A 23,722-nucleotide genomic window follows, 5' to 3' on the forward strand; every position below is an offset into this window, starting at 1 on the left:
GAGAACCCATGCGTATCGTCGACGTCTGCGAGGTCACCAAGCCGATCTCCTCGCCCATCCGCAACGCCTACATCGACTTCTCGAAGATGACCGCCAGCCTCGTGGCCGTGGTAACGGACGTGGAGCGCGACGGCCGTCGTGTGGTCGGCTACGGCTTCAATTCGAACGGCCGCTACGGTCAGGGTGGCCTCATCCGCGAGCGCTTCAAGAACCGCATCCTGGAGGCCGATCCGAAGAGCGTCCTCAACGAGGCCGGCGACAACCTCGACCCGCACAAGTTGTGGGCGGCGATGATGACCAACGAGAAGCCCGGCGGCCACGGCGAGCGCTCGGTGGCGGTCGGCACCCTCGACATGGCGATCTGGGATGCGACGGCCAAGATCGCCGGCAAGCCGCTGTTCCGGCTGCTCGCCGAGCAGAAGGGCGTCGAGGCCAACCCCCGCGTGTTCGTCTACGCGGCCGGCGGCTACTACTATCCCGGCAAGGACGACACCCAGCTGCGCGCCGAGATGCGCGGCTATCTCGACCGCGGCTACAACGTCGTGAAGATGAAGATCGGCGGCGTGCCGATCGAGGAGGATCAGCGCCGCATCGAGGCCGTGCTGAAGGAGATCGGCTCCCAGGCGCAACTCGCGGTGGACGTGAACGGTCGCTTCGACCTGGAGCAGGGCATCGCCTACGCCAAGATGCTGCGGCAGTACCCGCTGTTCTGGTACGAGGAGATCGGCGATCCGCTCGACTACGCCCTGCAGGCGGCGATCTCCGAGTTCTACCCTGGCCCGATGGCGACCGGCGAGAACCTGTTCTCGCACCAGGACGCTCGCAACCTCCTGCGCTACGGCGGCATGCGTCCGGACCGGGACTACCTGCAGTTCGACTGCGCCCTGTCCTACGGCTTGGTCGAGTACCTTCGCACCCTCGACGTGCTCGCCCAGTTCGGCTGGTCGCCCTCCCGCTGCATCCCGCACGGCGGTCATCAGATGTCGCTCAACATCGCGGCCGGCCTCGGGCTCGGCGGCAACGAGAGCTACCCGGACCTGTTCCAGCCCTACGGCGGCTTCCCGGACGGGGTGACGGTCGAGAACGGCCACATCGTCATGCCGGAGCTGCCGGGCATCGGCTTCGAGGGCAAGTCAGACCTGATCAAGGTCATGCGCGAACTGGCCGAGTAAGCAGCGCTGGGTTGGGGCGGCTCGATTGATGCCGCTCCAACCTGCTCCGTGTAGCAACGACAGAGTGCCCAATCTGGATCTTAACTCCTAGCAAGGTGTTCCAATCGACCAGCTTGCATTCATAAATAAAACGACCGTTTACCCGACGTCGTAGCCAGCCACTTTCAACCCTTCTAGGACGCTCGGAACGTCTGCTTGCAGGTGTCTGAACATTGCCAGCAACCCTGGCGAACTGCCGCGCATCAGTCGCGCGATGTCGACAACCCCGCGAGGAGAGGCGCGTACGTGGCAAGCCTGCGGGATACGAACTCCGTGAAGAGCCGCACGCGCTTCGTCTTGCGAGCCTCGCCCTGTGTGAGGAGCCAGAGCGTTCCGTACAGGTGAAGGGCGGTGCCCGGCACCCTGACCAAGAGGGGATCGGCGTCTCCGACGAAGCAGGGCAGCGGCGTGATCCCGAGACCTTGCCGGACAACCGCGAGCTGCGCCTCGGCATCCGAGACCCTGAATGGGACCTCGGCCGTGCGAACCTCGCCCTCGCTGGCCCAGTTCGGGACGTCGTGAGCGCTGATGACGATCCATCGGAGGGGATCAGGCGCGCCCGCGCGCCACGCGGTGAGGCGGTCCTGGGACATGTAGACGCCGCCGAATAGCTCCGGTCCCTTTAGGCCGTGGAGGTTAAGCGGCAGGGTCTTGCGGTCGTAGACGACGCGGATCGCGACATCGGCTTCCCGATTGGTCAGGTTCGCCAGCTCGCCGGACGACAGGATATCCATCTCGATGTCCGGATGCAGACGTGCGAACTCGGCGAAGTCCGGCATGAGCAGATGAGTGGCGATGACCGGCGTCAACGTCACCCGTAGGAGTCCGCGCACACCCTGGTCGCGCCCGAAGACCCGTGCCTCCAGTTGGTGCGACGACGCCTCCATCTGCTCCGCGAGTTCGAGGACCTCCTCGCCCGCTGCCGTCAGGCGGTAGCCTGCAGGCAGCTTTTCGAACATCTGCACCCCGAGCCGCTCCTCAAGCTGGGCGACGCGCCGTAGCACGGTCGCGTGGTTCACTCCCATGCGCGCAGCAGCGCCTCGCACGGATCCTCCGCGCGCGACGGCGAGAAAGTAACGAACATCATCCCAGTCGATCATGGTGCAATCCCGCACCGCAAGGTGCTGACTTACGAGCCGCACATCTAGCATGTCGGACAGGGGCGCAGGAGCTCGCCAAAGCCGTACTCATAGGAAGCAGGCCTGGTCGAACGGCGGATGCCAACTCTCACGTTTGGCGTCAGCGTTCCCGCCGGATCGATTTCGCACCACCGCTGTGCGCACTTTCGTACTCAACGCCTGACGCCGGCGGACACATGTTCCGGTCCTCGGGGGCTTCCCGAAGCAGCCAAGGACGGAACCTGAACATGGGAAAGCTTGCGGGTAAGGTCGCGGTCATCACCGGAGGGTCGAGTGGCTTGGGGCTGGCGAGCGCCAAGCGGTTCGTCGAGGAAGGCGCCTATGTCTTCATCACGGGCCGGAGGCAGGAGGCGCTGGACGAGGCCGTCACGTCGATCGGACGCAACGCGACCGGCGTGCGCGGCGACGCGGCCAACCTCGACGACCTCGACCGTTTGTTCGACACGGTCAAGCGGGAGAAGGGCAGGATCGATGTCCTGTTCGCGAGCGCCGGCATGGGAGAACCAGCGCCACTGGGCCAGATCACCGAGCAGCATTTCGATGCGACCTTCGGCCTGAACACGCGCGGCACGCTTTTCACGGTGCAGAAAGCGTTGCCGCTGTTCAACGATGGCGGGTCGATCTTCATGACCGGGTCCGTCGCCTCGCTGAAAGGCTATCCCGCTTTCACCGTTTACTCCGCGAGCAAGGCGGCCCTGCGGGCGTTTGCGCGCGGATGGCTCAATGAGCTGAAGGGTCGGAATATCCGGGTGAACGTCCTGCACCCGGGCCCAACGGACACATCGGTGCCGATCGACGCAGACACGCGGCGGTTGTTCGAATCCCACATCCCTCGCGGGAAGCTGGGTCGTCCCGAGGAAATCGCGGCGGCCGCACTGTTTCTCGCCTCGGACGAGTCGAGCTTCGTGAACGGGATCGAGCTGTCCGTCGACGGCGGTCTTTCGGCCATCTGAATGGGCGCTGCCGGGCCTGTGACGAGGATATCCGTCCAGACAGCCTGAAATGGCGCCCCCATTCGGAACATCACTTTGAACGGCGAGACTGGCCGGCTCGGGACTCCCCCCGCGCGACCAGGATTTGGGTCTGAAAGGAAGAGTCATGGGAAAGCTTGAGGGCAGGGTTGCCGTCATCACGGGCGGCGCGACTGGCATCGGCCGCGCCGCCGCGAAGCGCTTCATCGAGGACGGCGCCATCGTCTTCATCTTCGGCCGCCGTCAGGACGCACTCGATGCGGCTTTAGGCGACCTCGGGCCCAATGCCCGCGCGGTGAAGGGCTCGGTCTCCGACGAGGCCGACCTCGACCGGCTCTACGCCGCGGTGAAGGCCGAGCGCGGGACCCTCGACATCGTGTTCGCCAATGCCGGAGCGGGAAGCCAGCTTCGGCTTGGCGAGATCACCGCCGCGCACATCGACGAAGCCTTCGACACCAACGTGAAGGGAACGATCTTCACGGTCCAGAAGGCGCTGCCACTGATGGGCCCGGGCGGTTCGATCATCTTGACCGGATCGAGCGCCGGCACCACGGGCGCGCCGGGGATGACCGCCTACAGCGCGAGCAAGGCGGCGGTGCGCAATCTCGCGCGGACCTGGGCGGAAGACCTGAAGGGCACGGGCATCCGGGTGAACGTGCTGTCGCCCGGGGCGACGGCGACCGAACTCGCGAAGGCGGCGCTCGGCGAGGCGGGCCAGAAGGTGTTCGCCTCGATGACACCACTCCAGCGCATGGCCGACCCGGCAGAGATCGGGGCCGCGGCCGCCTTCCTCGCCTCTTCGGACAGCAGCTTCATGACCGCTAGCGAGCTCGCCGTCGACGGCGGCCTGGCGCAGCTCTGACGCCGGAGCCCCATGGGCCTCATCGAGACATTCGGAGCCCGCAGGGCTCCGTACACCGACGGAGAAAAACATGAGTTACGCGATCATCGGCTTCGGCAAGATCGGCCAGGCCCTGGCCAAGGCGTTCGCCCGCAACAGCATCGAGGTCTCCGTCGCGACCACGCGCGATCCGGCGAGCTTCGCATCCGATGCAGCTGCCATCGGACCGCAGGTCGTTCCCGTAAACCTGACGGAGGCCGTCAAGGCGGACATCCTCTTCCTGGCCGTCCGTTTCGAGGCGCACCCGGATGTCGCGAGGGCGCTCGCCACCTGGCAGGGGAAGACCATCGTTGACGTGACCAACACCCGCGTCCCCCCCGAGCAACTGGGAGGGCAGCCCTCGTCCAGGGTCGTCGCACAGGCGTTCACCGGTGGGAGGCTGGTCAAGGGCTTCAACCATCTGGGCGCTACGGTCCTCGGTCAGGATCCGGCCGTGCAAGGCGGCAGGAGGGTCGTCTTCTTGGCGAGCGACGACGAGGAGGCCGCAATGGAAATCGGACGGCTCGCGGAAAGGCTCGGTTACGCACCGGTCGAGCTCGGCGCCCTTTCCGAGGGCGGGTTACTCGTCCAGGCGCGCGGTGACACCTGGGGCCGGCTGATCTTCAAGGACCTCGTCAAGTTCGGCTGATGGATACCGGTGCGCTCGGACTGAACTCGATCCGGGCGCGTCCGAAACGGAGACAATCACATGAGCATCGAGAGGAACACCCAGGTCGTGACGGACTTCTTCGCCGCGGTCGGACGCGGCGACAGGGAGGGCCTGCTGGCGCTGGTCGCGGAGGACATCGAGTGGATCATTCCGGGCGAGGACTGGCCGCTGGCCGGGACCCACCGCGGTCACGCGGGGCTGACGAACGTGGTCGAGACCGCATCGGAGACCATCGAGATGGCCCTCACGGAACCCCGGGAGTTCGTGGTGCAGGGAGACCGGGTCGTGGTCGTCGGCTTTGCTAAGGGGAAGATCAAAGCCACGAACAAGGCGTTCGAGGATGACTGGGTCTTCGCCATCACGGTCCGGGACGGCAAGCTGACGAACATCCGTGAGTATATCAATACGCAGGCACTGGCGCGAGCTGCTCAAGAGGAGCGGTCCCAATCAGTTCAGTGCAGGCCATCTCTAGCGTCATGGTCGGCATAATCCCATGATGTAGACAAGTTGGCATGTTGACTGGCTGCTTTCAGGCATAACGCGAACTCACTTCTATAACAAGTTGGGTCGGAGGAGTAACGTCTGCTTCAGGGCGACAGGTCGGGGTCCGCTCCCCAACCAACCCGAAAATCGGTCCTATTGGCTCATATGTCGGAGAAGCGATCGTTTTCTCGGCGGTTGGGTGGGCACGCGTTCGCATAACAGCGGGTTACGAGACCGCCTGGAAGGCCATTCGCCGTCCAGGCATTATGGAATGTCTGACGGCCACCTCGTTTGGGTCGGCGGGTCAGCCTCAGCTGGCCGTGGTATCGAGCAGCACCTTGATTTCGGTGCCATGATCTCCCGGCCTATCCTCCGAGCCATTGGCACGACATGTAGCTGTGAGAGCGCGGCGGCTTAGGCATCACGCAGTGCCCGCCTCAAGTTTACACATCCGAGAACCCGCTGATGCGGCGATGCCTTTTAAACCAGAGCCGATGCGTGAGCCGCGATCGACGCTACCATGGGTTCAGGCCCAAAGCCGATGCGCGCGAGCTGCGCCGCATGCCAGGCTGCGTCCTGTTTCTCGATCAGGGCACAGTACTTCCCCGGCGGTAGGCCGAAGCGAGCGCGAAACGTCCGGCTCAGCTGCGTCGGGCCCCCAAAGCCGAAGCGGGTCGCCAGGACGGCCGGGCTCTCACGTGCGACCGGGTTGGTGAGAAGCTCGCGCATGACGTGGTCGAGGCGCCGGCGGAGCAGGACCGCGTGCACGCCGCCGGCGTGCTCGAAGGCCCGGTACAGGGTCGGCCGAGAGACCCCGACATGCTCGGCGATCTCGTCCGGGCCGAGATCAAGATCGCCATGGTGCCGATCGATGTAGGCGAGGGCCGCCGTGTAGCGGATCATGCCGACGGCCTCCGGCGTCTCGGCCTCGGCCAATCGCGCACTTCGCACCAGCCCGGCAGCCAGGTGCAACACACTCTCGACCGCCGCCTCGGCCTCGCCGAGCGAGAGGTGCTCGGCCGCCGCGAGCAGGGCTGTGAGCGTCGCCCCGAGAAGGCGGCCGGCTCCGCTATCGCCTGGCAGGACATAGCCGTGCAGGGCCGATCCGAGGCCGAGCAGGGGCGCGGGCACCGTATCGCGATCGACCGCGAGCACGAGGTTGGTGAAGGCGCCGACGCGGCTCACGAGGGGCCGGGCGTAGTCGAACAGCACCAGGTCGCCCGGTTCCACCTGGATGCGGCGCCCATCGCAGTCGGCGGAGAGGCTGCCGGCGACCTGCAGGTAGAGCAGGATCTGGTCGGTGCCGTTGACGATCTGCTTCGGGCCCCGTCGCAGGATCTGGGCGACGGAGGTGGTCTGCATCAGCGAGGCGCGGGTGGTCTGGTAGGCGAGGCTGGTCACGCCGAAGCCGGCTTCCGCACCCTTCTCGGGCAGGCTGACGTCGTAGAGAGGGGCGAGCCGGCTCCGGTAGACCTGCCAGAGGGTGATGCTGGAGATCCCCTCGGGCTTGGTCTCGTGCCGGCGCAGCTTGGCCTGCTGCGGATCGCGCGGTTCGGTCTCGGTCGTCATCGGCCTACCCCTCGACGCTCCTGCGAGCCTGTCCTCACGAGACCGAGCCTCTCCGATCGGCAGGAGTGGCGTTTGTCGCCGCTCCCGGATGCCGGCCGCGGTTCGACACGGCGCTCGGGGAAGAGCCTGCGCCCGCTGACAAACCATCTCAACTTCACCGACCATGTATCTCAATTGGTCTAGAACTGTACACAGGCCTGTATCGGGTCTCGCGTTTCTGTGTTGCTGCAGTCCTCACCAGCCCTGGCGAAAAACGATACGTCCATGTTAGGTCTGAATTGAATATGCGGACGTATGGCGCGTTTTTCCTGCCGCTCAACCGGACCATGAGCGGCGCGGTCAGACGTCGGGAGCTTCACCCTCGATCCGAGGACGGAGCAAAGCTGGTCGTATCCGGAACGGCTGAAGGCCTGCTGTGCGGGCACGTTTGAGGGATGAAGAGCACGATGGCCACGGTTCCGGGAACGCAGACGGCCGACACGCTGTCGGGCACGCCAAGTGACGACGTGCTCTTCGGCTACCGGGGTCGCGACCTCATCCTCGGCAACCAGGGCAACGACCGCGTCTACGGTGGGCAGGACAGCGACACGCTGTACGGGGGCCAGGGCCAGGACACGCTCTCGGGCGATCTCGGCGACGACCTCCTGTTCGGCAACCTCGGTGACGACCTGCTCCTCGGCAACCAGGGCAGCGACACGCTCTTCGGCGGTCAGGGCAACGACACCCTCTACGGCGGCCAGGGCGACGATCTCCTGTACGGGGATCTCGGCGACAACGTCCTCTCCGGCGACCTCGGCATCGACACCGCCGTGTTCACGGGCGCGCGCGCCGAGTACGACGCAACCCAGAACGAGGACGGCAGCTTCACGCTGGTCGGGCCCACCGGCACGACGCGGGCCACGACGATCGAGTTCTTCCAGTTCAGCGACGGCACGGTCGCGGCAGCCGACCTGGTTGGTCGCCCCCCAACCGTCCCGGTCAACAACCGGCCTGTAGCGGTGGCCGACACGCTCGCGGCCGTCGAGGATACGGCGGTGACCTACACCGCGGCTCAGCTCCTCGGGAACGACCGCGATCCGGACGGGGACACGCTCAGGATCGCCGCGGTGACGAACGGCGCCGGCGGCACGGCGGTGCTGAACCCGAACGGCACCGTCACCTTCACGCCCAGCGCCAACTTCAATGGGGCCGCCGGCTTCAGCTACACGGCCAGCGACGGACGCGGCGGCATCAGCGACCCGGCCAGCGTCACCGTCAACGTGGCGTCCGTCAACGATGCCCCGGCCGGAGCCGACGCGACGATCACCCTCGACGAGGACACCGCACGCACGTTCACGGCGGCGGACTTCGGCTTTACCGATCCGGTCGATGCGGCCTCGGCCAGCGGTGCCAACGCCCTGCAGGCAGTAGTCATCACCACCGTGCCCACGGCCGGGACGCTGAGCTTCAACGGCAACCCGGTCACGGCCGGTACCAGCATCGCGGGCGGTCAACTCAGCCAGCTCTCATACCAACCAGCGGCCAACGCCAACGGCACGGGCTACGCCAGCCTCACGTTCCAGGTCGTGGACGACGGCGGCAGCGCCAACGGCGGCCAGGACACCGACCCGAGCCCCAACACGCTCACCTTCGACGTCACGCCGGTCAACGATCCACCCGTGGCGGTCGCCGACACGCTGCCGGCGACCGAGGACACGGCGGTGACCTTCACGGCCGCGCAGCTGCTCGGCAACGACACCGACATCGACAGCCCCAATAGCGCCTTGCGTATCGCCTCGGTGACCAGCGGCACGGGCGGCAGCGTGGTGCTCAACCCCGACGGCACGGTGACCTTCACGCCAGTTGCCAACTTCAACGGCGCGGCCAGCTTCAGCTACGTGACCAGCGACGGCACGGCGGTGAGCAACAGCGCCACCGTCACGGTCAACGTCGCCGCAGTCAACGACGCGCCCACGGCGACGATCACGGCAACCAGCTACAGCGCTACGGAGCAGACCGACCTCTCGCTCAAGGGTCAGCTCTCGGTCGGCGACGTGGATGGCGGGAACGGCCCGGAGACCGTGACCCTCGCAGTCACGGCCGGTATCCTGACCGTGACATCCGGCACCAGTGGTGCGACCGTGGTCTCCGGTTCGGGCACCGACTCCGTGACGATCAGCGGGACGATCGCCCAACTCAACGCGCTGCTGGGCGGCGACGCGACCTCGACGGTCACCTACAATGCCGACAGCGACACGCCGCCAGGCAGCGCCACGCTGACGCTCACGATCAACGACAACGGCAATACGGGCGGGGCCGCCCTGACGGGCTCCGACGTTGCCACGGTCAGCATCGCGGCGGTCAATGACAACCCTGTGGCCAGACCCGATTTCATAATCATCGATGAAGACGCAGGACCGATCACGGGCGACGTTCTTGACAACGACAGCGACGTCGATGGAGGACTGCTCGCAGTCGATGGGCTGCAGATCAATAGCGTGAACGTCGCGCTGAATACACCGGTGCGCGGGCAGTTTGGAACATTCCAACTGAACCAGGACGGAAGCTACACCTACACCGCCGACCCGAACCGAAACGGCGTAGAGACATTCACGTACTCGGTCAGCGATGGCAGGGGCGGGGGAGATACCAGCGCCCTCACGATCACCGTCACGCCGGTCAACGATGCGCCGATCGCAAACCCGGATAATTTCAGTACGAATACAAATCAGTCGCTTTCCATCACACCAGCAGGGCTACTGGCAAACGATACGGACGTCGATGGCGATACGCTTTCCGTCACAAGCATCACACAGCCTCAGAATGGCACGGTTACGATCAATCAAGATGGTAATCTTCTGTACACACCGAATACCGGTTATTCGGGAACAGACAGGTTTACCTATAGAGCCTATGACGGCGGGCTGAATTCAAACCCGACACAGATCTCGATCGCGGTCAGCGGACTGCCTACGGCAGCCAGCGTCACTGGCGGAACCTTGCTCGAGGCCAACCTCAACACAGCGCAGGGTGGGCTTGTGACCGGCACTCAGCCTACCAGCGTGCCTGACGCTACGACAGGAAACCTCAGCTATAACTTCGGTGGGGATGGTGCGAACGGCACGACGCCGTTCGCGTGGTCCACGAGCGTGACCGCGCGCGACCCCGAGGTCGGCGATCCGGCACTCTCTGCACTGACTTCAGGCGGCGACCCGGTCCAATGGTCGGTGCAGAGCGGCTCGAACGGACAGACCCTGATCGGGACCGCGGCCGGTAACGGCCCATACAATGGTACCGCCGTCGCCCGGCTCGAACTCACCGACCCGAATACGGGCGCCTATCGCTTCACCCTCCTCGGACCGATCGACCATCCGGACGTCAACCAGTCCGGCAATGCCGACCCCATCGCCCTTGATTTTGCCTACACGGTTCGGGACGGCAGCGGCGACACCGTACAAGGAGGGCTCAGCCTCACGGTGACCGACGATGCGCCCGTAGCACGCAATACGACGGTGTCGGGATCGAGCGCTGCGACTTCCAATACGAACCTCGAACTCGTCATCGATGTTTCAGGCTCACAAGCCGACGCCTCGGGCCTGACGAACCTAACGCGGCTTCAAGTCGTCCAGGCTGCCCTCAACGAGCTGATCGAGCGCTACAATCAGCTCGGGACCGTAGCGGTGCGGATCGTGACGTTCTCCACGTCCGCCACGGCTAACGGTGGAGGGTGGCTGACGGCCGACCAGGCACAGACGTTCATCGCCAACCTGGTGGCGGGCGGCAGCACGAACTACGACGCCGCGTTGGCGACTGCACAAACGGCTTTCGATACACCGGGTCGGATCGTAGGTGCCGACAACGTATTGTATTTTCTCAGTGATGGGCAACCTAATCCGGCATCTCTGGGCATAGATGCGACCGAACAGGCAATCTATGAGAATTTCCTAAATAACAATGATATCAAGTCTTATGCATTGGGTGTCGGACGCGACGTCTCTGCCACAAATCTGAACCCCATTGCCTACGACGGAACAACTTCGACCCAGATCCCCGCGATCTTGGTCACCGACCTGAGCCAACTCGACGCGACGCTGACGCAAACGATCGCATCGCCGATCACGGGAACTGCAATCAATAGTGGGGGCACATCGTTCAGCATACCGGGCGCCGACCAGCCGGCGGGCATTGCCTCCGTGCTTCTTGACGGGACGACCTTCACCCTGGTGGATACGGACGCCACCACGCATATTCTCACCCGGACCGATGGGCTCGGTTCCGTATTCACGATCGATTTCGACAACGGCAATTACACCTACCAGCCTCGCTCAAACCTGACACAGCCGGTGTCGCAAACGATCGGCGTTACCGTTGCCGATGCCGACGAAGATCGCTCGACAGCCAACCTGACCTTCAACATTACGAGCGCTGACTACCCGCCGATCGCGCGGAACGACACCATCTTGACCAACTCGATAGGTTCAGGCGCAACGATACTTATCCCGGATGCGGCGCTACTGTACAACGATACGATTGCTGAGAATGGTACGATCGTAACGGGACCGACGAACATCCAAAGTGCCACGGCGGTAACACGCAGCAACGATCAGTTTGCCTTCATCGACGACAATTTAAATGGCGGGAGCTTCCGCTATGGCGTAACGAACCCGTCGAGCCTGAACGACGACGGTGTCGTCACGATTAATCGGGCGCAGGCGGGCGCTACGACGCTTGTCGGGACTGGCCTTGGTGATGTTTTGGTGGCCGACCCGACCCGCGCGACGACAATCAATGCCAATGCGGGTAACGATTATCTCTTAGGTGGAAATCAGAGCGATACATTGAACGGAGGAGAGGGCAACGACAGATTGAACGGAGGTGCTGGCAACGATGTAGTTCGTGGAGGTGTTGGGAACGACGCGCTCACGGGGGGGACGGCTCGCGATACCTTCCTGTTTGCAGCTGTTGATCTGACGCCTTTATCCCCAGCGACCGATACGATTACCGACTTTACGATCGGGGCGGGGGCCAACTCCGACACCCTGGCATTGTCCCAACTGCTGACGGGGCTTTCGCCCAACGCTACGGCCGCCGATCTCAATAATTACCTTCGGTTCACTGTCTCTGGATCCAGCACAATTTTGAATATTGATCAAAACGGTACCGCGGGTGGTGCTAATATTAATCAAATTATCAGTTTTCAGAATACAAATCTATACACGCAGTTTGGCGTCAGCCCGGCCAGTCAAAGCGCTAATACAGATCTTATACAACAACTGCTATCTTCACAAAATCTTTCAATAAATTGAGGATTAGGCGATTGGGTGATCGTCTATTGGGTTTGATATATCCTTGGGATTGATCGGCAAACAACCGTTTTTCCATTGAAGTAACAAGCAGTTTTTGACCTTTCGGACCTTCAGCCCGAGCTCTTTGAAGGTCCGCTTCGAGGCATGAGACGGACGCCGGTTAGGTTGCAGAGGAGAAGCTCGATGGCCGACACCAATGCGCCGACGGCGGCGGAGCCGGATTACGACCAGCTGCTGCGCGCCAACCTAGAGCGCGTCTTTAGCGAGCGAGACGCCAACAAGCGCGCGGCGGCCCTGGACGACCTCTTCGTGGCCGATCCAGTCATGTACGAGCCGACCCATGTCGTGCGGGGACGGGCCGCCATCGCCGAGGTCGCCGGCAAACTCCTGGACCAGTTTGGACCGACCTTCCGGTTCGTGCCCATCGGCCAGGCTGTCGGGCATCACGGCTTGGGTTCGCTGCCGTGGCAGGCGGGCCCGGAAGGTGGACCGGTCGTAATCACCGGTACGGACGTGGCGGATGTCGTGGACGGCAGGATTGCGCGTCTCTGGGTGCTCCTCAACCCGCCTGCCTGAGCTGGTGATGCGGGGCCCTCACGTGATCATTTATTGTCGCCGCTGAACCGACCGTTCCGTAGCCACGGCAGCCGTCGGGTACGTGCACCTATTCCGTCGGTTTTGGCCGAAGGTCTCGAAGCCACCCACGTGAGACCTTCCTCCTACGAATCATCATGTCGTGAAAACGATCGGTTTCCCAACAATACGTCGTGCACTATGGATAGCCTCCGAAAGTGCTTCCCATTTTGTCCGGAAAACGCGTCGATTTTTCTACCGTCGGTAAAACGCTCTTTTGATCGGCAGCGTCTAGTTTGCACCATTGATTGCCGGAAAGCGGGCCGACAGATTTCGGCCAGCATCGATCGTTCAGGCCCGTGTGATTGGTTTGCCCTGCGCCTGACTTTCTGAGGATCTGTAGTGGGAAGAAGAGGCTCGCTTTCGTCGATGTCGGTGCTCGTGGGAGGCGCTCTGCAAACAAGGAATCGCAGAGATGGCGTCGGCAATCCTTGAGTCGGTGACGACATTCAAGAGACCTGACGGCCTATCGCTGGCCGGCCACCGGCAGTAGTTCCGATCGGGGTTTGCGGCCTCAAAATTGGCGTCCCGCGGCCACACTCCGGGGGCAGTGGATCGGCACCGCGCGAGCCTGACCACGTCGTCGCCCTGCAGCACGGTCGCGTAGAAATCCTGCACGAGTCGGGAAAGTTCGGCGTCGGTCAGCATCGGAGTCGCGCGCAAACCCGTGAACAAGCTCTCCGAGGCGAGGTATAGCCGACAGGTGCAGACTCGCGCAGCCCTGAGATCCGTGGTCGCGAGGCTGCGCACAAGTTCGCGCAGACCCAGCCGCTCCCGGAGGTCGGCGGGGACGCGGCGCCGGAAGTAGAAGATCCGCCCCCGCAGGACGGTGTTTGCGATCGCATCCACTCCGCTCCTTCGCCGTCGCGGGACGGCTCGTGTAGCAGCGGTGTGTAGCAGGAGGCCGACACCGCGCTGCGGTGTGACCTAAAACTCAGCGATCAGAATGACTTAGGACACTCGGTGGCTGGGGGACCTGGATTCGAACCAGGACCAGAGGAGTCAGAGTCCACCGTTCTACCGTTAAACTATCCCCCACCGAACCCGTCGAGCCAGCCTGATCGTCCTGCCCCGGTCGTCGATCCGGCGGGACGTGAGTTCAGGCTTTCGGGTTGCGGGCCGCAGATAGGACGAACCTCGGCACAGGTCAACAGGGTCGCCTCAGGCGGGTGCGTCGGCGGCCGGCGCGCGGGAGACGAGGCGGTAGAACGCGGCGAGGGCCGCGGCGAAGACCGCAAGGCCCAGCCACCGGGCGGCGCCGGAGAAATCCGGCCCGACCAGGGCAAGGGTGGAGCTGCGCCCGGTGGCGGCATCGACCGCGGCGAGCCCCACGCCGACGAAGCTCTCGCCCACCAGGAACCCGGAGGCGATCAGGACGCCGCGGCGGCGGCTGGCCTCCACCGCCGCGCCGTCGCCGCGCGCGCGCCGCCCGAGGGCGCGCGTGCCGAGCCAGCCCAGCACGCCGCCGATCCCGATCGTCATCTCGACGCTGAGGGGCAGGTACATGCCGATCCCGACGGTGAGCGCCGGGAAGCTCAGGCCGGCCCGCTTGAACCGGACCTCCAGAGCGACCATCGCGGCGCCGAGCACGCAGCCGGTCAGCACCATGCCCCAGGGCAGGGTGCCGTGCACGATGCCGCCAGCGATCTGCGTCACCAGGGCGGATTGGGGCACGCTCATCGCGGCCTCCGGGTCCATGCCGGGGCGGGGCAGGGCGCCGACGAAGCCGTAGGCCTGGTAGACCAGGGAGAGCAGGGGGGCGATCACCGCGCTGCCCACCGCGACGCCGACGATCAGCACCACCTGCTGGCGCCAGGGCGTCGCGTCCACGAGCTGGCCGGTCTTGAGGTCCTGCAGGTTGTCGTTGGCGATCGAGGCCGTGGTGACGATCACCGAGGCCACGAGCAGCGCCATGGCGATCACGAACCGGTCGCCCTCCGGCCCGGCGGCCCGGCCGAGGATCAGCGGCAGCAGCAGGGCGGCGACCATGGTGGTGAGGATGCCGATCCCCGAGATCGGGCTCGTCGAGGAGCCCAGCAGCCCCGCGAGGTAGCCGCAGGCCGCCGCCATCAGGAAGCCGAACAGGACCGCGAACAGCGTCGCGGCGGCGACCAGCACCGGGAGCAGGCCGCCCAGCGCCGCCCCGTCCGAAAACCACGCGAACAGGCCGGCGAGCGGCAGGACCAGGGCGAGGGCGCCCACGGCCACCCAGGTGATCGGCAGGTCGCGCTCCTGGCGCGGCAGGTCGCGCAAGCTCGGCCGGGCCGCGGCCAGGCCTGAGCGGATGCTGGCCAGGATCGGACGGATGAGCGAGCCCACCGTCCAGAGGCCGCCCACCGCGATGATGCCGGCCCCGATCAGGCGCACCTGGCCCGACCAGACGGCCTGGGCCGCCGCGTGCGGGCTCGCGCCCTGGGGCGGCCCGAGGGCGGTGAGCAGCGGCACCGCCACCCCCCAGGCGATGACGACGCCGGTGAGCAGCGCCAGGCACGCGCCGATGCCGACGAGGTAGCCGACGCCGACGAGCGCCAGGGAGAAGCCGCTGCCGATACTGAAGGCGGCCTGCCCCACGGCCACCGTGGTCAGCACGCCCTCGGCCAGGAGCTTGAAGCCGTTGGTGGCCAGCGCCACGAGCCCGGCCCCGCCGGCCGCCCCGAGGAGGTTGCGCAGGCCCTGCCCGTTCGCGTCCGCCTGGCCGGTGCGCAGCACCTCGGCGGCGGCGGCACCCTCGGGGTAGGGCAGGCCGGCGCCCGAGACGAGGGCGCGGCGCAGGGGGATCGAGAAGGCGACGCCGAGCCAGCCCCCGAGCAGGCACACGGCCCCGGTCTGCCAGAACGGGAAGCCGTGCCAGTGCCCGATCAGCACCAGGCCGGGCAGGACCAGGATGACGTTGCACAGCGTGCCCGCGGCCGAGGCCTGGGTCTGCACGATGTTGTTCTCGAGGATGCCGCCCCCGCCCATCAGGCGCAGGCAGGCCATGGAGATCATGGCCGCGGGAATCGAGGAGGAGAAGGTCATCCCCGTCTTCAGGCCCATGTAGACGTTGGCGCCCATGAACACGACGGTGATGGCGGCCCCGAGCACGAGGCCGCGCGGGGTGATCTCGGTTTCGTGGCGCGAGACCGGGTTCCGGGCGTCCATCGCGTGCTCCCGGGACCGGGACGGTCCCCGACGCCCTTGATGGCGCCGAATGCGCGGGCTGGATAGGGCGGCCGATGCGCCCGGCCCCCGGGACGAGGGGTGACAGCGATGGCCGCCCGTCGCCGCCGCACGCGGACGTGATGGCGGAGCCGCCCCGCGCGCCTACCTACCTTTAGTGGCCCATGAGGGGCCGCGTATCCCGGGAGGACCCGATGATCCACGCCGTCCGCTACGGCCTTGCCGCCGCCATCCTCGCCGCCACCGTGTCCGGCGCGTCTGCCGCGGCCGAGGGCCTGGCCTACAAGGCCGAGCTCAAGGGCGCCTCCGAGGTGCCCGCCAACGACACCAAGGGCACGGGCGAGGTCACGGCGACCTACGACCCGGCGAGCAAGACCCTGACCTGGACAGGCAGCTACAGCGGCCTGACCGGCCCGGCGACCGCCGCCCACTTCCACGGACCGGCGGCCGCCGGGGACAATGCGGGCGTGCTGATCCCGGCGCCCGCCCCGGCGAGCCCGTTCACCGGCACGGCCGCCCTCGATGAGGCCAAGGCCGCCGATCTGGCTGCGGGCAAGCTCTACTTCAACATCCACACCGCCGCGAACCCGAAGGGCGAGATCCGCGGGCAGGTGATGCGGGCGCCGTGACGGAGCGCGTCATCGAACGAATGTCGGTGCGCGCTTCCCTCCTTCGTAGAGGCTGTCGTGTTCACACGTCGCTTTCGGGACAGGCTCCGGCCGCGACCACGGGCCTCTTCTCCCCCACGGATCTCGGGCTTGCCCGAGATCCGCACTCTTGCCGGCCCAAGTCGGGCAAACCCGACTTGGGATGGGGAGGAGCCGGAGGTGGGGGTGGTGCAGACGGCACCGGACCGCTCGATCCTGAACCACCCCCACCCCTGACCCCTCCCCACAAGGGGGAGGGGAAACCGCGTTCCGGAACAGAGACTTATCCGGCCGCGGACAATGGTGAATCCGGTAGCCCGCAGAGGGTGGAGGGAGAGGCCCGTGGCTCCGCCGCGCCCTCAGTTGCAGACGCGCACGCGGCGAAAGTAGGGGTTGCCGTAATCGTCCCGGCTGCGGCGGCGCTCGTTCCAGCAATGGCCGGCGGCCCGAACGTAGCGGGGGCGGTAGCCGTAGGCGGGATACCCGTAGCCGTAGGCGTAGGCGGGGTGGCCGTAATAGCCGGGCCCTGCCGCGGCCGCGGCGGCGAGGCCGCCCAGGGCGAGGCCGCCGATCAGCCCGGCGGCGATGGCCCCGCCGTCGCCGGCTCGGGCGGGGGTGACGGTGGTCGCGGCGGTCAGGGCGGCGAGGGCGATGAGGATCTGGCGCATGGATGTCGGTCTCGTCTCGGATGTTCGTGGATGCCGGCCCCCCTTGTGGGGCCGGCCGAGGGGGTGGAGTCGGGTGCGCTACGGGCTCATCAGGCTGACGAAGCGCAGGGTCGCGTGCGGGCTGCGCTCGGTGTAGGCGACGACCGTGCAGCCCTCCCGCACCGGGCCGAGGCCGCGCAGCACCAGGGTGCCGCCGTCCCGCGAATAGGCGCCGCGGACCGGGTAGGGGGCGGGCGGGCAGCCCTCCTTGAAGGCGTAGGCCGTGCCCTGGACGGCGCGGTCGGCCCCGAGCCGGCCCCGGAACAGCACGCTGCCGCGCCGCACCACCGCCCGCATCGCGGGCTTGGCCGCCTCGTAGGAGATCACGCCGGTGCCCGGATCGAGCCAGACCTCGGAGCCGTTGTGGTCCCACAGGTTCTGGGAGCCGGATTCCGGCGGGGCCTGCTCACCGAAGGCGACCGGCGTCGGGGCGAGCCGCGCCTCGACCGGCCGCGCCTCGGCCGGCTGCGCGGGGCGCGGCTTGGCCGAGGCGCCGCACAGGGTCTCCCATTGCTGGGACAGGGACAGGCCGCCCTCGGCCGTGCTGGTGCCGACGATCTCCCCGTCGCCGCCCCGCCACTGCGAGCGGCCCACGCCGACGATCTCCTGCTTCGGCCATTCCCCGGCGTAGCGGTAGGAGCCGCCGCCGACGGGGCGCAGGATGCCGGCCCGGCAATCGGCGTTGGCGATCATGTCGTTGGGGAACTGCTTGAGCCAGGCGGCGGCGCAGTCCCGCACGCCGGCCACGTCCGCCTCCGGCAGGAAGCCGGCGCATTGCTCGCGGGCGCTGGCCTCCGTGACCCGACCGGTCGCCCGCGCCTCGGCCGTGCCGATCCCCGAGGCGGCGCCGACCACCGCCACGGGCGTGCGCGCCGCGATCGACAGGGCCAAGGGCTGGGCGACGGGCTCGACGGCGTGAGCGGCCGAGGGGAGGGCGAGGAGGCTGGCGGCGAGGAGCGCGTGTTTCATGTCGGCGAGACTAGGCCGTGACGCGCTTCGGACCCCTTGCGGGGTTGCTTCAATTTTGAAGTATCGCGCCGTCTATAGCCGCCGCCCATCGGCATGCTTACGCAGCCGATAACGCGCCGCGAGGCTATAGTCCCGGGGCCCGGCGGGGCTCAGGCAGCGCCGGCGCCGTCTCGACGCCTCCGCCCCGAGGCTGTAGGCCCGTGCCACAGGTCCAGCATCCCAGTCCGGAGCCGTCGATGAAGCAGTCGGAAGCCCTCATCGCCTGGACGCCCGCCCGCTGGGCCGAACTGCGGCCCGAGACCGCCGGGCAGGTCGTGGTCGTGCCCTTTCCGGATACGGAGGGCGCCAGCAGGGGCTTCGTGATGCGCGCGGGGGCGAGTTCCTCGGCCCTCCACACGCTCGGGGACGAGGCCCGGATCGCCCGCCTGTTCATCGACTTCCAGACCCTGGTGGTGCGCGACGGCATCGACCCCGAGGCCGCCCACCGGGCGTTCCTGGCCATCGACGAGTACCGCTACCGCATCGCCCCGGACACCGAGGGCGCGGCGTTCGAGGACCCGCCCGAGGAAGACTGAGCCCCCCTCCGGGGCCGGGCGAACGGGCTTGTGATCGACAAAAACCCTCGCCCGGTCCGTGACCGCCCTAACTGAGGCTGCGCACGTCCCCCTCGCGGAGCCCGAGCCATGCCCGTATCCCGACGCGCCGTCATCGCCGCCGCGGCGCTCTCCCCACTGGCCTCCCGCCTGCACGCGGCGGAGGAGGCGCTGATCCGCAGGCCGATCCCCTCGACCGGGGAGATGCTGCCGGCCATCGGCATCGGCACCTCGCGCCGCTACGAGGTCGAGCCGGTCCCGGAGAAGGTCGCGCCGCTGGACGAGGCGGTGCGGCGCTTCACGGCGCTCGGCGGCTCGGTGATCGACACGGCCCCGAGCTACGGCACCGCCGAGGACGTGCTGGGCCTCATCCTCCCGGAAGGGGGCCTGCGCGAAAAGGTCTTCCTGGCGAGCAAGGTCGGCACCCCCGGCCGCGAGGCGGGGGCGGCCGAGATCGAGCGCTCGTTCCGGCGGATGAAGGTCGGGGTCATCGACCTGATCGCGGTCCACAATCTCATCGACACGCCAAACAATCTCGCCACTCTGCGCGACCTGAAGTCCAAGAAGAAAATCCGCTACGTCGGCGTCACGGTCTGGCGGGACGGGCAGCTTGCCGACCTGGAGGCGGTGATGAAGGCCGAGGCCCTGGACGTGATCCAGGTGAACTACGCCATCGACAACCGCGCGGCGGCCGAGCGCATCCTGCCGCTGGCCGCCGACAAGGGCATCGCGACCATGATCAACGTGCCCTTCGGCCGCGACCGGCTGTTCAAGGCCGTGCAGGGCCGCGAGCTACCTCCCGTGGCCAAGGACCTCGGCTGCACGAGCTGGCCGCAGTTCTTCCTGAAATACGTCCTCGGCCACCCGGCCGTGACCTGCCCGATCCCCGGCATGGCCAAGGCGGCCTACGTCGAGGACAACCTCGCCGCCGCCCGCGGAATCCTGCCGGACGCGGGGCAACGCAAGCAGATGGAGACCCTCATCGATGCGCTCTGATCCCAGGACCACCCGCCGCGCCGCGCTCAGCCTCGCTGCCGGCCTCGCCCTCGGCACCGCCCTGCCGGCGATGGCGCAGGATGCGCCGAAGCTCAAGATCGGCGTGATCGGCGCCGGCAACATCGGCGGCACCATCGGCGGCCTCTGGGCCAAGGCCGGGCACAAGGTGATGTTCTCCTCCCGCCACCCGGAGGCGCTGAAGCCCCTGGTGGAGAGCCTCGGCCCCAACGCCAGCGCCGGCACGCCGGAGGAGGCGATCAGGTTCGGCGACGCGGTGTTCGTGGCCGTGCCCTACAAGGCCTATCCCGACCTCGCCAGGGAGTACGGCGCCGCCCTCAAGGGCAAGGTCGCGATCGAGGCGGGCAACGCCACCAAGGCGCGGGACGGCGAACTCTACGACGAGGTCCAGGCCAACGGCATCGGCATCACCTCGCAGAAGTACCTCCCCGGTGCGCGGGTGGTGCGGGCCTTCAGCGCGATCAACTACAAGATCTTCGCCAAGAACGCGGCCGGGCGCGAAGGCGGGCGCATGGCGGTTCCGATCGCGGGCGACGACAAGGCGGCGCTGGCGCTCGCCGAGGGCCTCGTGCGCGACGCCGGCTTCGAGCCGGTGCTGGTCGGCGGCCTCAACGATGCCGGCAAGTTCGCCATGGGCTCCCCCGGCTTCGGCCACGACCTGACGGCGCCGGAACTGCGGCGGACCCTCGGGCTGACGCAGTGACGGCAGGACCGGGCGCTCCGGCGCCGGACGAGGCGGCGCGGGGGCCCGGATGGCTCGCGCGCCTGATCGACCTGCGGCCGGGGGAGGGGCCGGCGCTGGCCTGGTCCTGGGCCTACATCTTCTCGATCCTGGCGGCCTACTACGTGCTGCGCCCGATCCGCGACCAGATGGGCATCGCCGGCGGCATCGAGAACCTGCCCTGGCTGTTCACGGCGACGCTGGTGGGCATGCTGGCCCTGAACCTGCCCTTCGCCTGGCTGGTCAAGCGCATGCCGCGTGCGCGCTTCGTGCCGCTGACCTACCGCTTCTTCGCGGGCAACATCCTGCTCTTCGCCCTCGCCCTCTACCTCGCCCCTCCGGACTGGGACGTGTGGATCGGGCGGGCGTTCTTCGTCTGGCTCTCGATCTTCAACCTGTTCGTGGTCTCGATCTTCTGGGCCACCATCGTCGACGTGTTCTCGAACGCGCAGGGCAAGCGCCTGTTCGGCTTCATCGCGGCCGGCGCGACGCTGGGCGCCATCGCGGGCTCGGCCACCACGGCCGGGCTCGCCCGCAGCGTGCCGACCTGGGGCCTGATGCTCTGCGCCGTGGTCCTGCTGGAGGCTGCCGTGTTCAGCATGCGCGGGCTCGCCCGCCTGTCGGACCGGTTGCACCGGGTGCCGGGGGGCGAGACGGCAGCCGACGAGAAGGCAGGCGAGGCGCCGGAGCAGACCATCGGCGGCAGCGTCTTCGCCGGCATCGGCCGGACGCTGGCCTCGCCCTACCTCCTCAACATCAGCCTGTTCCTGCTGCTGTTCTCGGTGACCTCCACCTTCCTGTATTTCGAGCAGGCGGGCATCGCCAAGCGCAGCTTCCCCGACAAGGCGGCCCAGACCGCCTTCTTCGCGGGCGTGGATCTGGCCGTGAACGTGCTGACGCTGGGGGTCCAGCTCTTCCTCACCGGCCGGATCGTTGGGCGGATCGGCGTCGGGCCGACGCTGGCGATCCTGCCGGCGCTCAGCGTCCTGGGCTTTGCGGCGCTGGCCGCCTCGCCCACCATCGGCGCGATCGTCGCCTTCCAGGTGCTGCGCCGGGCGGGCAACTTCGCCATCAGCCGGCCGATCCGCGAGGTGCTGTTCACGGTGGTGCCGCGGGAGGACCGCTACAAGGCCAAGAGCTTCATCGACACGGTGGTCTACCGCCTCGGCGACCAGGTCGGGGCGTGGTCGTTTGCCGGGATCGGGGCGCTCGGCCTCGGCGCGACGGCGGTGGCCCTGGTGGCGGTGCCGCTCTCGGCCGCGTGGTTCCTCAACAGCCTCTGGCTCGGCCGGGCCCAGGAGCGCAGGCAGCGGGACCGGGAGGCGGAGGTGGCGGGGCGGCCGGACGCCGTCGCCGGCCACGGCGCGGGAATCTAGACGTCCGCCCGCCGGGTCCGGACGGCCGTCAGCGGCGGGGGCCTTGCGTGCGCACCGGCAGCAGGCGCAGGACGGGTTCGCGGGCTGCGGCGACCCAGCCCATGTAGGAGGCGGCACCGAGGACCGCGCCGGCGACGAGGCCGTCGCTCACCCACTCCATCAGGTCGAGGATCGCCATGGCACCGCCCTCCGAATTCGTTCACGGAGGCTGAACGAACAGGGTTAACGCCCCGTTAAGCCCGTGCGGCCGAGGGTTCCCCGACCGCAATCGTTAAGCCGCGATTAACCACGCGGGTGGCAGCCTGCGGCTCCGTCGGCGGTACTGTCCCGAACGCCCTTCCCGAAGAGGACCGCCCAGGGGATGACCACCCGTGCGAGGCTGCGCGCGATCCTGGCGGGCACGGCCGTGGCCCTGGCCGCGGGGTCGGCGGCGGCGCAGGAGCCGCTGTTCCTGCGCATCCGGCCCCAGGGCGCGCCCGAGATCGGCGGCGGCTCGGACGAAGCGGTGGCACGGGCTGCCCGCGCGGCGCGGGAAGCGGTATGGGAACGGAGCGCGGTGCGCGCCCGCCGGGCGATCGCCTCCGTCTGCACCGGCTGCCTCAAGGACTGGCCGGCGCAGGCCGGGGTCCGCCAGCGCGAGGCCCGCCCGCAGCCGAACCCGACCGAACCGCCTCCGGCAGCCGGCGCGCTGGCCGGATTGTCCACCCCGCTTGCCGCGCCCTTTGCCGCCCCTCTTGCCGCTCCCTTTGCCCCATCGAACCGAGGCGACCCATGACCCAAGCCCATCCCACCAGCGGCGCCGAGCCCGACGTCGCCTGCCCCGTCTCCCTGGAGGTGCTGGGGGCCGTCTACCGGGCCGACGAGTACGACCTGCCGGAGATCCTGGAGCGGATTCCGCCCCTCAAGCGGGCGCAGCTCGCGGCCTACCTCTACGGCAAGAGCCACATGCACCAGCTCGGGCTCAAGGTGGCGCGGGCCTGCGAGCGCGACGACCTCGTGCGCGCGGCCGGCGAGATCGGCGGCGTGATCCACGGGCAGGCCCACCTGAAGCCGTCCCGGCCCGAGCCCGTCGCCGCCGGCCCGGCCGCCGGCGCGCCCAAGAAGGTCAGCCTCGGGGGTGCGTCCGGCCCGAAGAAGATCAGCCTGGGCGGCTCCGCCGCCAAGGGCCGCAGCTTCGACTGAGGCCGCCGACCGTTGCGGTCCTCGGCGGCGGTGCGGCCTATGGCCTCGGCCGCGTTCGGGGATTACGGGAACCGCGGGGGTCGAGCACGGCTTTCACAGTCCCGCTTCAGGGGGAGCGGCGCCGGCCCTGCGCGGGCCCGCCGCTCCCCGCCGAGGCTTTTTGGATCGATCAGGTTGGAGTGGTCCCGGATGTTCTGTTCGTGGTGGAAATTCGGGATGGACGCCACGATGCTGGCGTTCGAATCCAACCAGGTGATCGGCATGCGCTTGCTCAAGCTCTCGGGCGGCGGCACCGCCGCGCAGGCCGAAGCCCAGCGCATGGTCTCCGAGAAGATCATGGCCGCGGGCGAGGCCGCGATGGTGATGGCCACGGGTGGCTCCACCGCCAAGGTCATGGCCGGCTATCGGCGCAAGGTGCAGGCCAACGCCCGCCGCCTGTCCCGGCCCTGAGGCGCCGAGGGGGCGGTTAACCTCCCTTTAACCATGCCCTTCCATCGTTCGCTCTCGGACGGA

The 23,722-nt window shown here is 67.6% G+C and carries 22 protein-coding genes and 1 tRNA gene; 15 read left to right on the forward strand and 8 right to left on the reverse strand.

All coding sequences use genetic code 11. The annotated features are described in order from the left end of the window. The first annotated feature begins 8 nt into the window (after positions 1-8). The gene (locus COGEMETH_RS05610; RefSeq protein WP_238181622.1) at positions 9-1,172 is read left to right on the forward strand and encodes a mandelate racemase/muconate lactonizing enzyme family protein; all 1,164 of its coding nucleotides are present in this window, start codon (positions 9-11) and stop codon (positions 1,170-1,172) included. A 242-nt stretch (positions 1,173-1,414) separates the two neighbouring features. Here the strand turns inward: COGEMETH_RS05610 and COGEMETH_RS05615 are convergent, their stop codons facing one another. Continuing rightward, positions 1,415-2,311, reverse strand: coding sequence for a LysR family transcriptional regulator (locus tag COGEMETH_RS05615; protein ID WP_238181623.1), 897 nt, complete (start codon positions 2,309-2,311; stop codon positions 1,415-1,417). A gap of 266 nt (positions 2,312-2,577) precedes the next feature. Between COGEMETH_RS05615 and COGEMETH_RS05620 the strand changes: the two genes are divergently transcribed. The 4 genes from COGEMETH_RS05620 to COGEMETH_RS05635 all read left to right on the forward strand — a co-directional run bounded on the left by COGEMETH_RS05620 (position 2,578) and on the right by COGEMETH_RS05635 (position 5,360). Beyond that, on the forward strand, positions 2,578-3,303 hold the full coding sequence (locus tag COGEMETH_RS05620) for an SDR family NAD(P)-dependent oxidoreductase (protein ID WP_238181624.1): 726 nt from the start codon (positions 2,578-2,580) through the stop codon (positions 3,301-3,303). 145 nt (positions 3,304-3,448) lie between these two features. Beyond that, positions 3,449-4,183, forward strand: a complete 735-nt coding sequence (locus tag COGEMETH_RS05625) for an SDR family NAD(P)-dependent oxidoreductase (protein ID WP_238181653.1) — start codon at positions 3,449-3,451, stop codon at positions 4,181-4,183. A gap of 70 nt (positions 4,184-4,253) precedes the next feature. Next, positions 4,254-4,850, forward strand: coding sequence for an NADPH-dependent F420 reductase (locus tag COGEMETH_RS05630; RefSeq protein WP_238181625.1), 597 nt, complete (start codon positions 4,254-4,256; stop codon positions 4,848-4,850). A 60-nt stretch (positions 4,851-4,910) separates the two neighbouring features. Next, positions 4,911-5,360: a nuclear transport factor 2 family protein gene (locus tag COGEMETH_RS05635; protein WP_238181626.1), complete on the forward strand. Its 450-nt coding sequence runs from the start codon at positions 4,911-4,913 to the stop codon at positions 5,358-5,360. A gap of 474 nt (positions 5,361-5,834) precedes the next feature. On the opposite strand, the gene COGEMETH_RS05640 is transcribed toward COGEMETH_RS05635, so the two are convergent. After that, the gene (locus COGEMETH_RS05640; protein ID WP_238181627.1) at positions 5,835-6,923 is read right to left on the reverse strand and encodes a helix-turn-helix domain-containing protein; all 1,089 of its coding nucleotides are present in this window, start codon (positions 6,921-6,923) and stop codon (positions 5,835-5,837) included. Positions 6,924-7,357: 434 nt separating this feature from the next. On the opposite strand from COGEMETH_RS05640, the gene COGEMETH_RS05645 reads away from it, so the two are divergent. After that, complete coding sequence (locus tag COGEMETH_RS05645; protein ID WP_238181628.1) at positions 7,358-12,208, forward strand: beta strand repeat-containing protein; 4,851 nt, start codon at positions 7,358-7,360, stop codon at positions 12,206-12,208. A 183-nt stretch (positions 12,209-12,391) separates the two neighbouring features. Continuing rightward, positions 12,392-12,784 carry a nuclear transport factor 2 family protein gene (locus COGEMETH_RS05650; protein WP_238181629.1) on the forward strand — a complete coding sequence of 131 codons (393 nt, stop codon included), beginning with the start codon at positions 12,392-12,394 and terminating at the stop codon, positions 12,782-12,784. Positions 12,785-13,132: 348 nt separating this feature from the next. Here COGEMETH_RS05650 and COGEMETH_RS25715 read toward each other — a convergent pair whose 3' ends face one another. The 3 genes from COGEMETH_RS25715 to COGEMETH_RS05660 form a co-directional block, all read right to left on the reverse strand. Then, entirely contained in the window at positions 13,133-13,690 is a 558-nt protein-coding gene (locus tag COGEMETH_RS25715) for a DUF6538 domain-containing protein (RefSeq protein ID WP_306421725.1), read from the reverse strand. Positions 13,691-13,805: 115 nt separating this feature from the next. Then, positions 13,806-13,879, reverse strand: a tRNA-Gln gene (locus tag COGEMETH_RS05655). Between the two features lie 123 nt (positions 13,880-14,002). Next, on the reverse strand, positions 14,003-15,982 hold the full coding sequence (locus tag COGEMETH_RS05660) for an OPT family oligopeptide transporter (protein WP_238181630.1): 1,980 nt from the start codon (positions 15,980-15,982) through the stop codon (positions 14,003-14,005). Between the two features lie 212 nt (positions 15,983-16,194). On the opposite strand from COGEMETH_RS05660, the gene COGEMETH_RS05665 reads away from it, so the two are divergent. After that, positions 16,195-16,629, forward strand: coding sequence for a CHRD domain-containing protein (locus tag COGEMETH_RS05665; RefSeq protein WP_238181631.1), 435 nt, complete (start codon positions 16,195-16,197; stop codon positions 16,627-16,629). A gap of 377 nt (positions 16,630-17,006) precedes the next feature. On the opposite strand, the gene COGEMETH_RS05670 is transcribed toward COGEMETH_RS05665, so the two are convergent. Further along, positions 17,007-17,315 carry a hypothetical protein gene (locus COGEMETH_RS05670; RefSeq protein ID WP_238181632.1) on the reverse strand — a complete coding sequence of 103 codons (309 nt, stop codon included), beginning with the start codon at positions 17,313-17,315 and terminating at the stop codon, positions 17,007-17,009. A 78-nt stretch (positions 17,316-17,393) separates the two neighbouring features. Then, positions 17,394-18,323 carry a hypothetical protein gene (locus COGEMETH_RS05675; protein ID WP_238181633.1) on the reverse strand — a complete coding sequence of 310 codons (930 nt, stop codon included), beginning with the start codon at positions 18,321-18,323 and terminating at the stop codon, positions 17,394-17,396. A 236-nt stretch (positions 18,324-18,559) separates the two neighbouring features. Here COGEMETH_RS05675 and COGEMETH_RS05680 point away from each other — a divergent pair, with 236 nt between their 5' ends. The 4 genes from COGEMETH_RS05680 (at position 18,560) to COGEMETH_RS05695 (ending at position 22,027) form a co-directional block, all read left to right on the forward strand. Then, positions 18,560-18,898: a hypothetical protein gene (locus tag COGEMETH_RS05680; RefSeq protein ID WP_238181634.1), complete on the forward strand. Its 339-nt coding sequence runs from the start codon at positions 18,560-18,562 to the stop codon at positions 18,896-18,898. Positions 18,899-19,006: 108 nt separating this feature from the next. Continuing rightward, on the forward strand, positions 19,007-19,912 hold the full coding sequence (locus COGEMETH_RS05685; RefSeq protein ID WP_238181635.1) for an aldo/keto reductase: 906 nt from the start codon (positions 19,007-19,009) through the stop codon (positions 19,910-19,912). Further along, positions 19,902-20,633 carry an NADPH-dependent F420 reductase gene (locus COGEMETH_RS05690; protein WP_238181636.1) on the forward strand — a complete coding sequence of 244 codons (732 nt, stop codon included), beginning with the start codon at positions 19,902-19,904 and terminating at the stop codon, positions 20,631-20,633. The genes COGEMETH_RS05685 and COGEMETH_RS05690 overlap by 11 nt, the downstream gene beginning before the upstream one ends. After that, complete coding sequence (locus COGEMETH_RS05695) at positions 20,630-22,027, forward strand: NTP/NDP exchange transporter (protein ID WP_238181637.1); 1,398 nt, start codon at positions 20,630-20,632, stop codon at positions 22,025-22,027. The genes COGEMETH_RS05690 and COGEMETH_RS05695 overlap by 4 nt, the downstream gene beginning before the upstream one ends. Before the next feature lie 28 nt (positions 22,028-22,055). Here the strand turns inward: COGEMETH_RS05695 and COGEMETH_RS05700 are convergent, their stop codons facing one another. Next, complete coding sequence (locus COGEMETH_RS05700; protein ID WP_238181638.1) at positions 22,056-22,205, reverse strand: hypothetical protein; 150 nt, start codon at positions 22,203-22,205, stop codon at positions 22,056-22,058. Positions 22,206-22,388: 183 nt separating this feature from the next. Here COGEMETH_RS05700 and COGEMETH_RS05705 point away from each other — a divergent pair, with 183 nt between their 5' ends. From COGEMETH_RS05705 to COGEMETH_RS05715, 3 genes are all read left to right on the forward strand, one after another. Then, positions 22,389-22,802 carry a hypothetical protein gene (locus tag COGEMETH_RS05705; protein ID WP_238181639.1) on the forward strand — a complete coding sequence of 138 codons (414 nt, stop codon included), beginning with the start codon at positions 22,389-22,391 and terminating at the stop codon, positions 22,800-22,802. Then, positions 22,799-23,209, forward strand: a complete 411-nt coding sequence (locus tag COGEMETH_RS05710) for a hypothetical protein (RefSeq protein WP_238181640.1) — start codon at positions 22,799-22,801, stop codon at positions 23,207-23,209. The genes COGEMETH_RS05705 and COGEMETH_RS05710 overlap by 4 nt, the downstream gene beginning before the upstream one ends. A 189-nt stretch (positions 23,210-23,398) precedes the next feature. Next, positions 23,399-23,659, forward strand: coding sequence for a hypothetical protein (locus tag COGEMETH_RS05715; protein ID WP_238181641.1), 261 nt, complete (start codon positions 23,399-23,401; stop codon positions 23,657-23,659). Positions 23,660-23,722: the final 63 nt, after the last annotated feature.

Origin of the sequence: Methylobacterium trifolii, from assembly GCF_022179685.1 — a bacterium.
GTDB lineage: Bacteria > Pseudomonadota > Alphaproteobacteria > Rhizobiales > Beijerinckiaceae > Methylobacterium > Methylobacterium trifolii.

Excerpts from the sequence above, each read along its gene's own strand:
- COGEMETH_RS05610 (WP_238181622.1), top strand. The coding sequence starts at position 9 with ATGCGTATCGTCGACGTCTGCGAGGTCACCAAGCCGATCTCCTCGCCC.
- COGEMETH_RS05615 (WP_238181623.1), bottom strand. The coding sequence starts at position 2,311 with ATGATCGACTGGGATGATGTTCGTTACTTTCTCGCCGTCGCGCGCGGA.
- COGEMETH_RS05620 (WP_238181624.1), top strand. The coding sequence starts at position 2,578 with ATGGGAAAGCTTGCGGGTAAGGTCGCGGTCATCACCGGAGGGTCGAGT.
- COGEMETH_RS05625 (WP_238181653.1), top strand. The coding sequence starts at position 3,449 with ATGGGAAAGCTTGAGGGCAGGGTTGCCGTCATCACGGGCGGCGCGACT.
- COGEMETH_RS05630 (WP_238181625.1), top strand. The coding sequence starts at position 4,254 with ATGAGTTACGCGATCATCGGCTTCGGCAAGATCGGCCAGGCCCTGGCC.
- COGEMETH_RS05635 (WP_238181626.1), top strand. The coding sequence starts at position 4,911 with ATGAGCATCGAGAGGAACACCCAGGTCGTGACGGACTTCTTCGCCGCG.
- COGEMETH_RS05640 (WP_238181627.1), bottom strand. The coding sequence starts at position 6,923 with ATGACGACCGAGACCGAACCGCGCGATCCGCAGCAGGCCAAGCTGCGC.
- COGEMETH_RS05645 (WP_238181628.1), top strand. The coding sequence starts at position 7,358 with ATGAAGAGCACGATGGCCACGGTTCCGGGAACGCAGACGGCCGACACG.
- COGEMETH_RS05650 (WP_238181629.1), top strand. The coding sequence starts at position 12,392 with ATGGCCGACACCAATGCGCCGACGGCGGCGGAGCCGGATTACGACCAG.
- COGEMETH_RS05660 (WP_238181630.1), bottom strand. The coding sequence starts at position 15,982 with ATGGACGCCCGGAACCCGGTCTCGCGCCACGAAACCGAGATCACCCCG.
- COGEMETH_RS05665 (WP_238181631.1), top strand. The coding sequence starts at position 16,195 with ATGATCCACGCCGTCCGCTACGGCCTTGCCGCCGCCATCCTCGCCGCC.
- COGEMETH_RS05670 (WP_238181632.1), bottom strand. The coding sequence starts at position 17,315 with ATGCGCCAGATCCTCATCGCCCTCGCCGCCCTGACCGCCGCGACCACC.
- COGEMETH_RS05675 (WP_238181633.1), bottom strand. The coding sequence starts at position 18,323 with ATGAAACACGCGCTCCTCGCCGCCAGCCTCCTCGCCCTCCCCTCGGCC.
- COGEMETH_RS05680 (WP_238181634.1), top strand. The coding sequence starts at position 18,560 with ATGAAGCAGTCGGAAGCCCTCATCGCCTGGACGCCCGCCCGCTGGGCC.
- COGEMETH_RS05685 (WP_238181635.1), top strand. The coding sequence starts at position 19,007 with ATGCCCGTATCCCGACGCGCCGTCATCGCCGCCGCGGCGCTCTCCCCA.
- COGEMETH_RS05690 (WP_238181636.1), top strand. The coding sequence starts at position 19,902 with ATGCGCTCTGATCCCAGGACCACCCGCCGCGCCGCGCTCAGCCTCGCT.
- COGEMETH_RS05700 (WP_238181638.1), bottom strand. The coding sequence starts at position 22,205 with ATGGCGATCCTCGACCTGATGGAGTGGGTGAGCGACGGCCTCGTCGCC.
- COGEMETH_RS05705 (WP_238181639.1), top strand. The coding sequence starts at position 22,389 with ATGACCACCCGTGCGAGGCTGCGCGCGATCCTGGCGGGCACGGCCGTG.
- COGEMETH_RS05710 (WP_238181640.1), top strand. The coding sequence starts at position 22,799 with ATGACCCAAGCCCATCCCACCAGCGGCGCCGAGCCCGACGTCGCCTGC.
- COGEMETH_RS05715 (WP_238181641.1), top strand. The coding sequence starts at position 23,399 with ATGTTCTGTTCGTGGTGGAAATTCGGGATGGACGCCACGATGCTGGCG.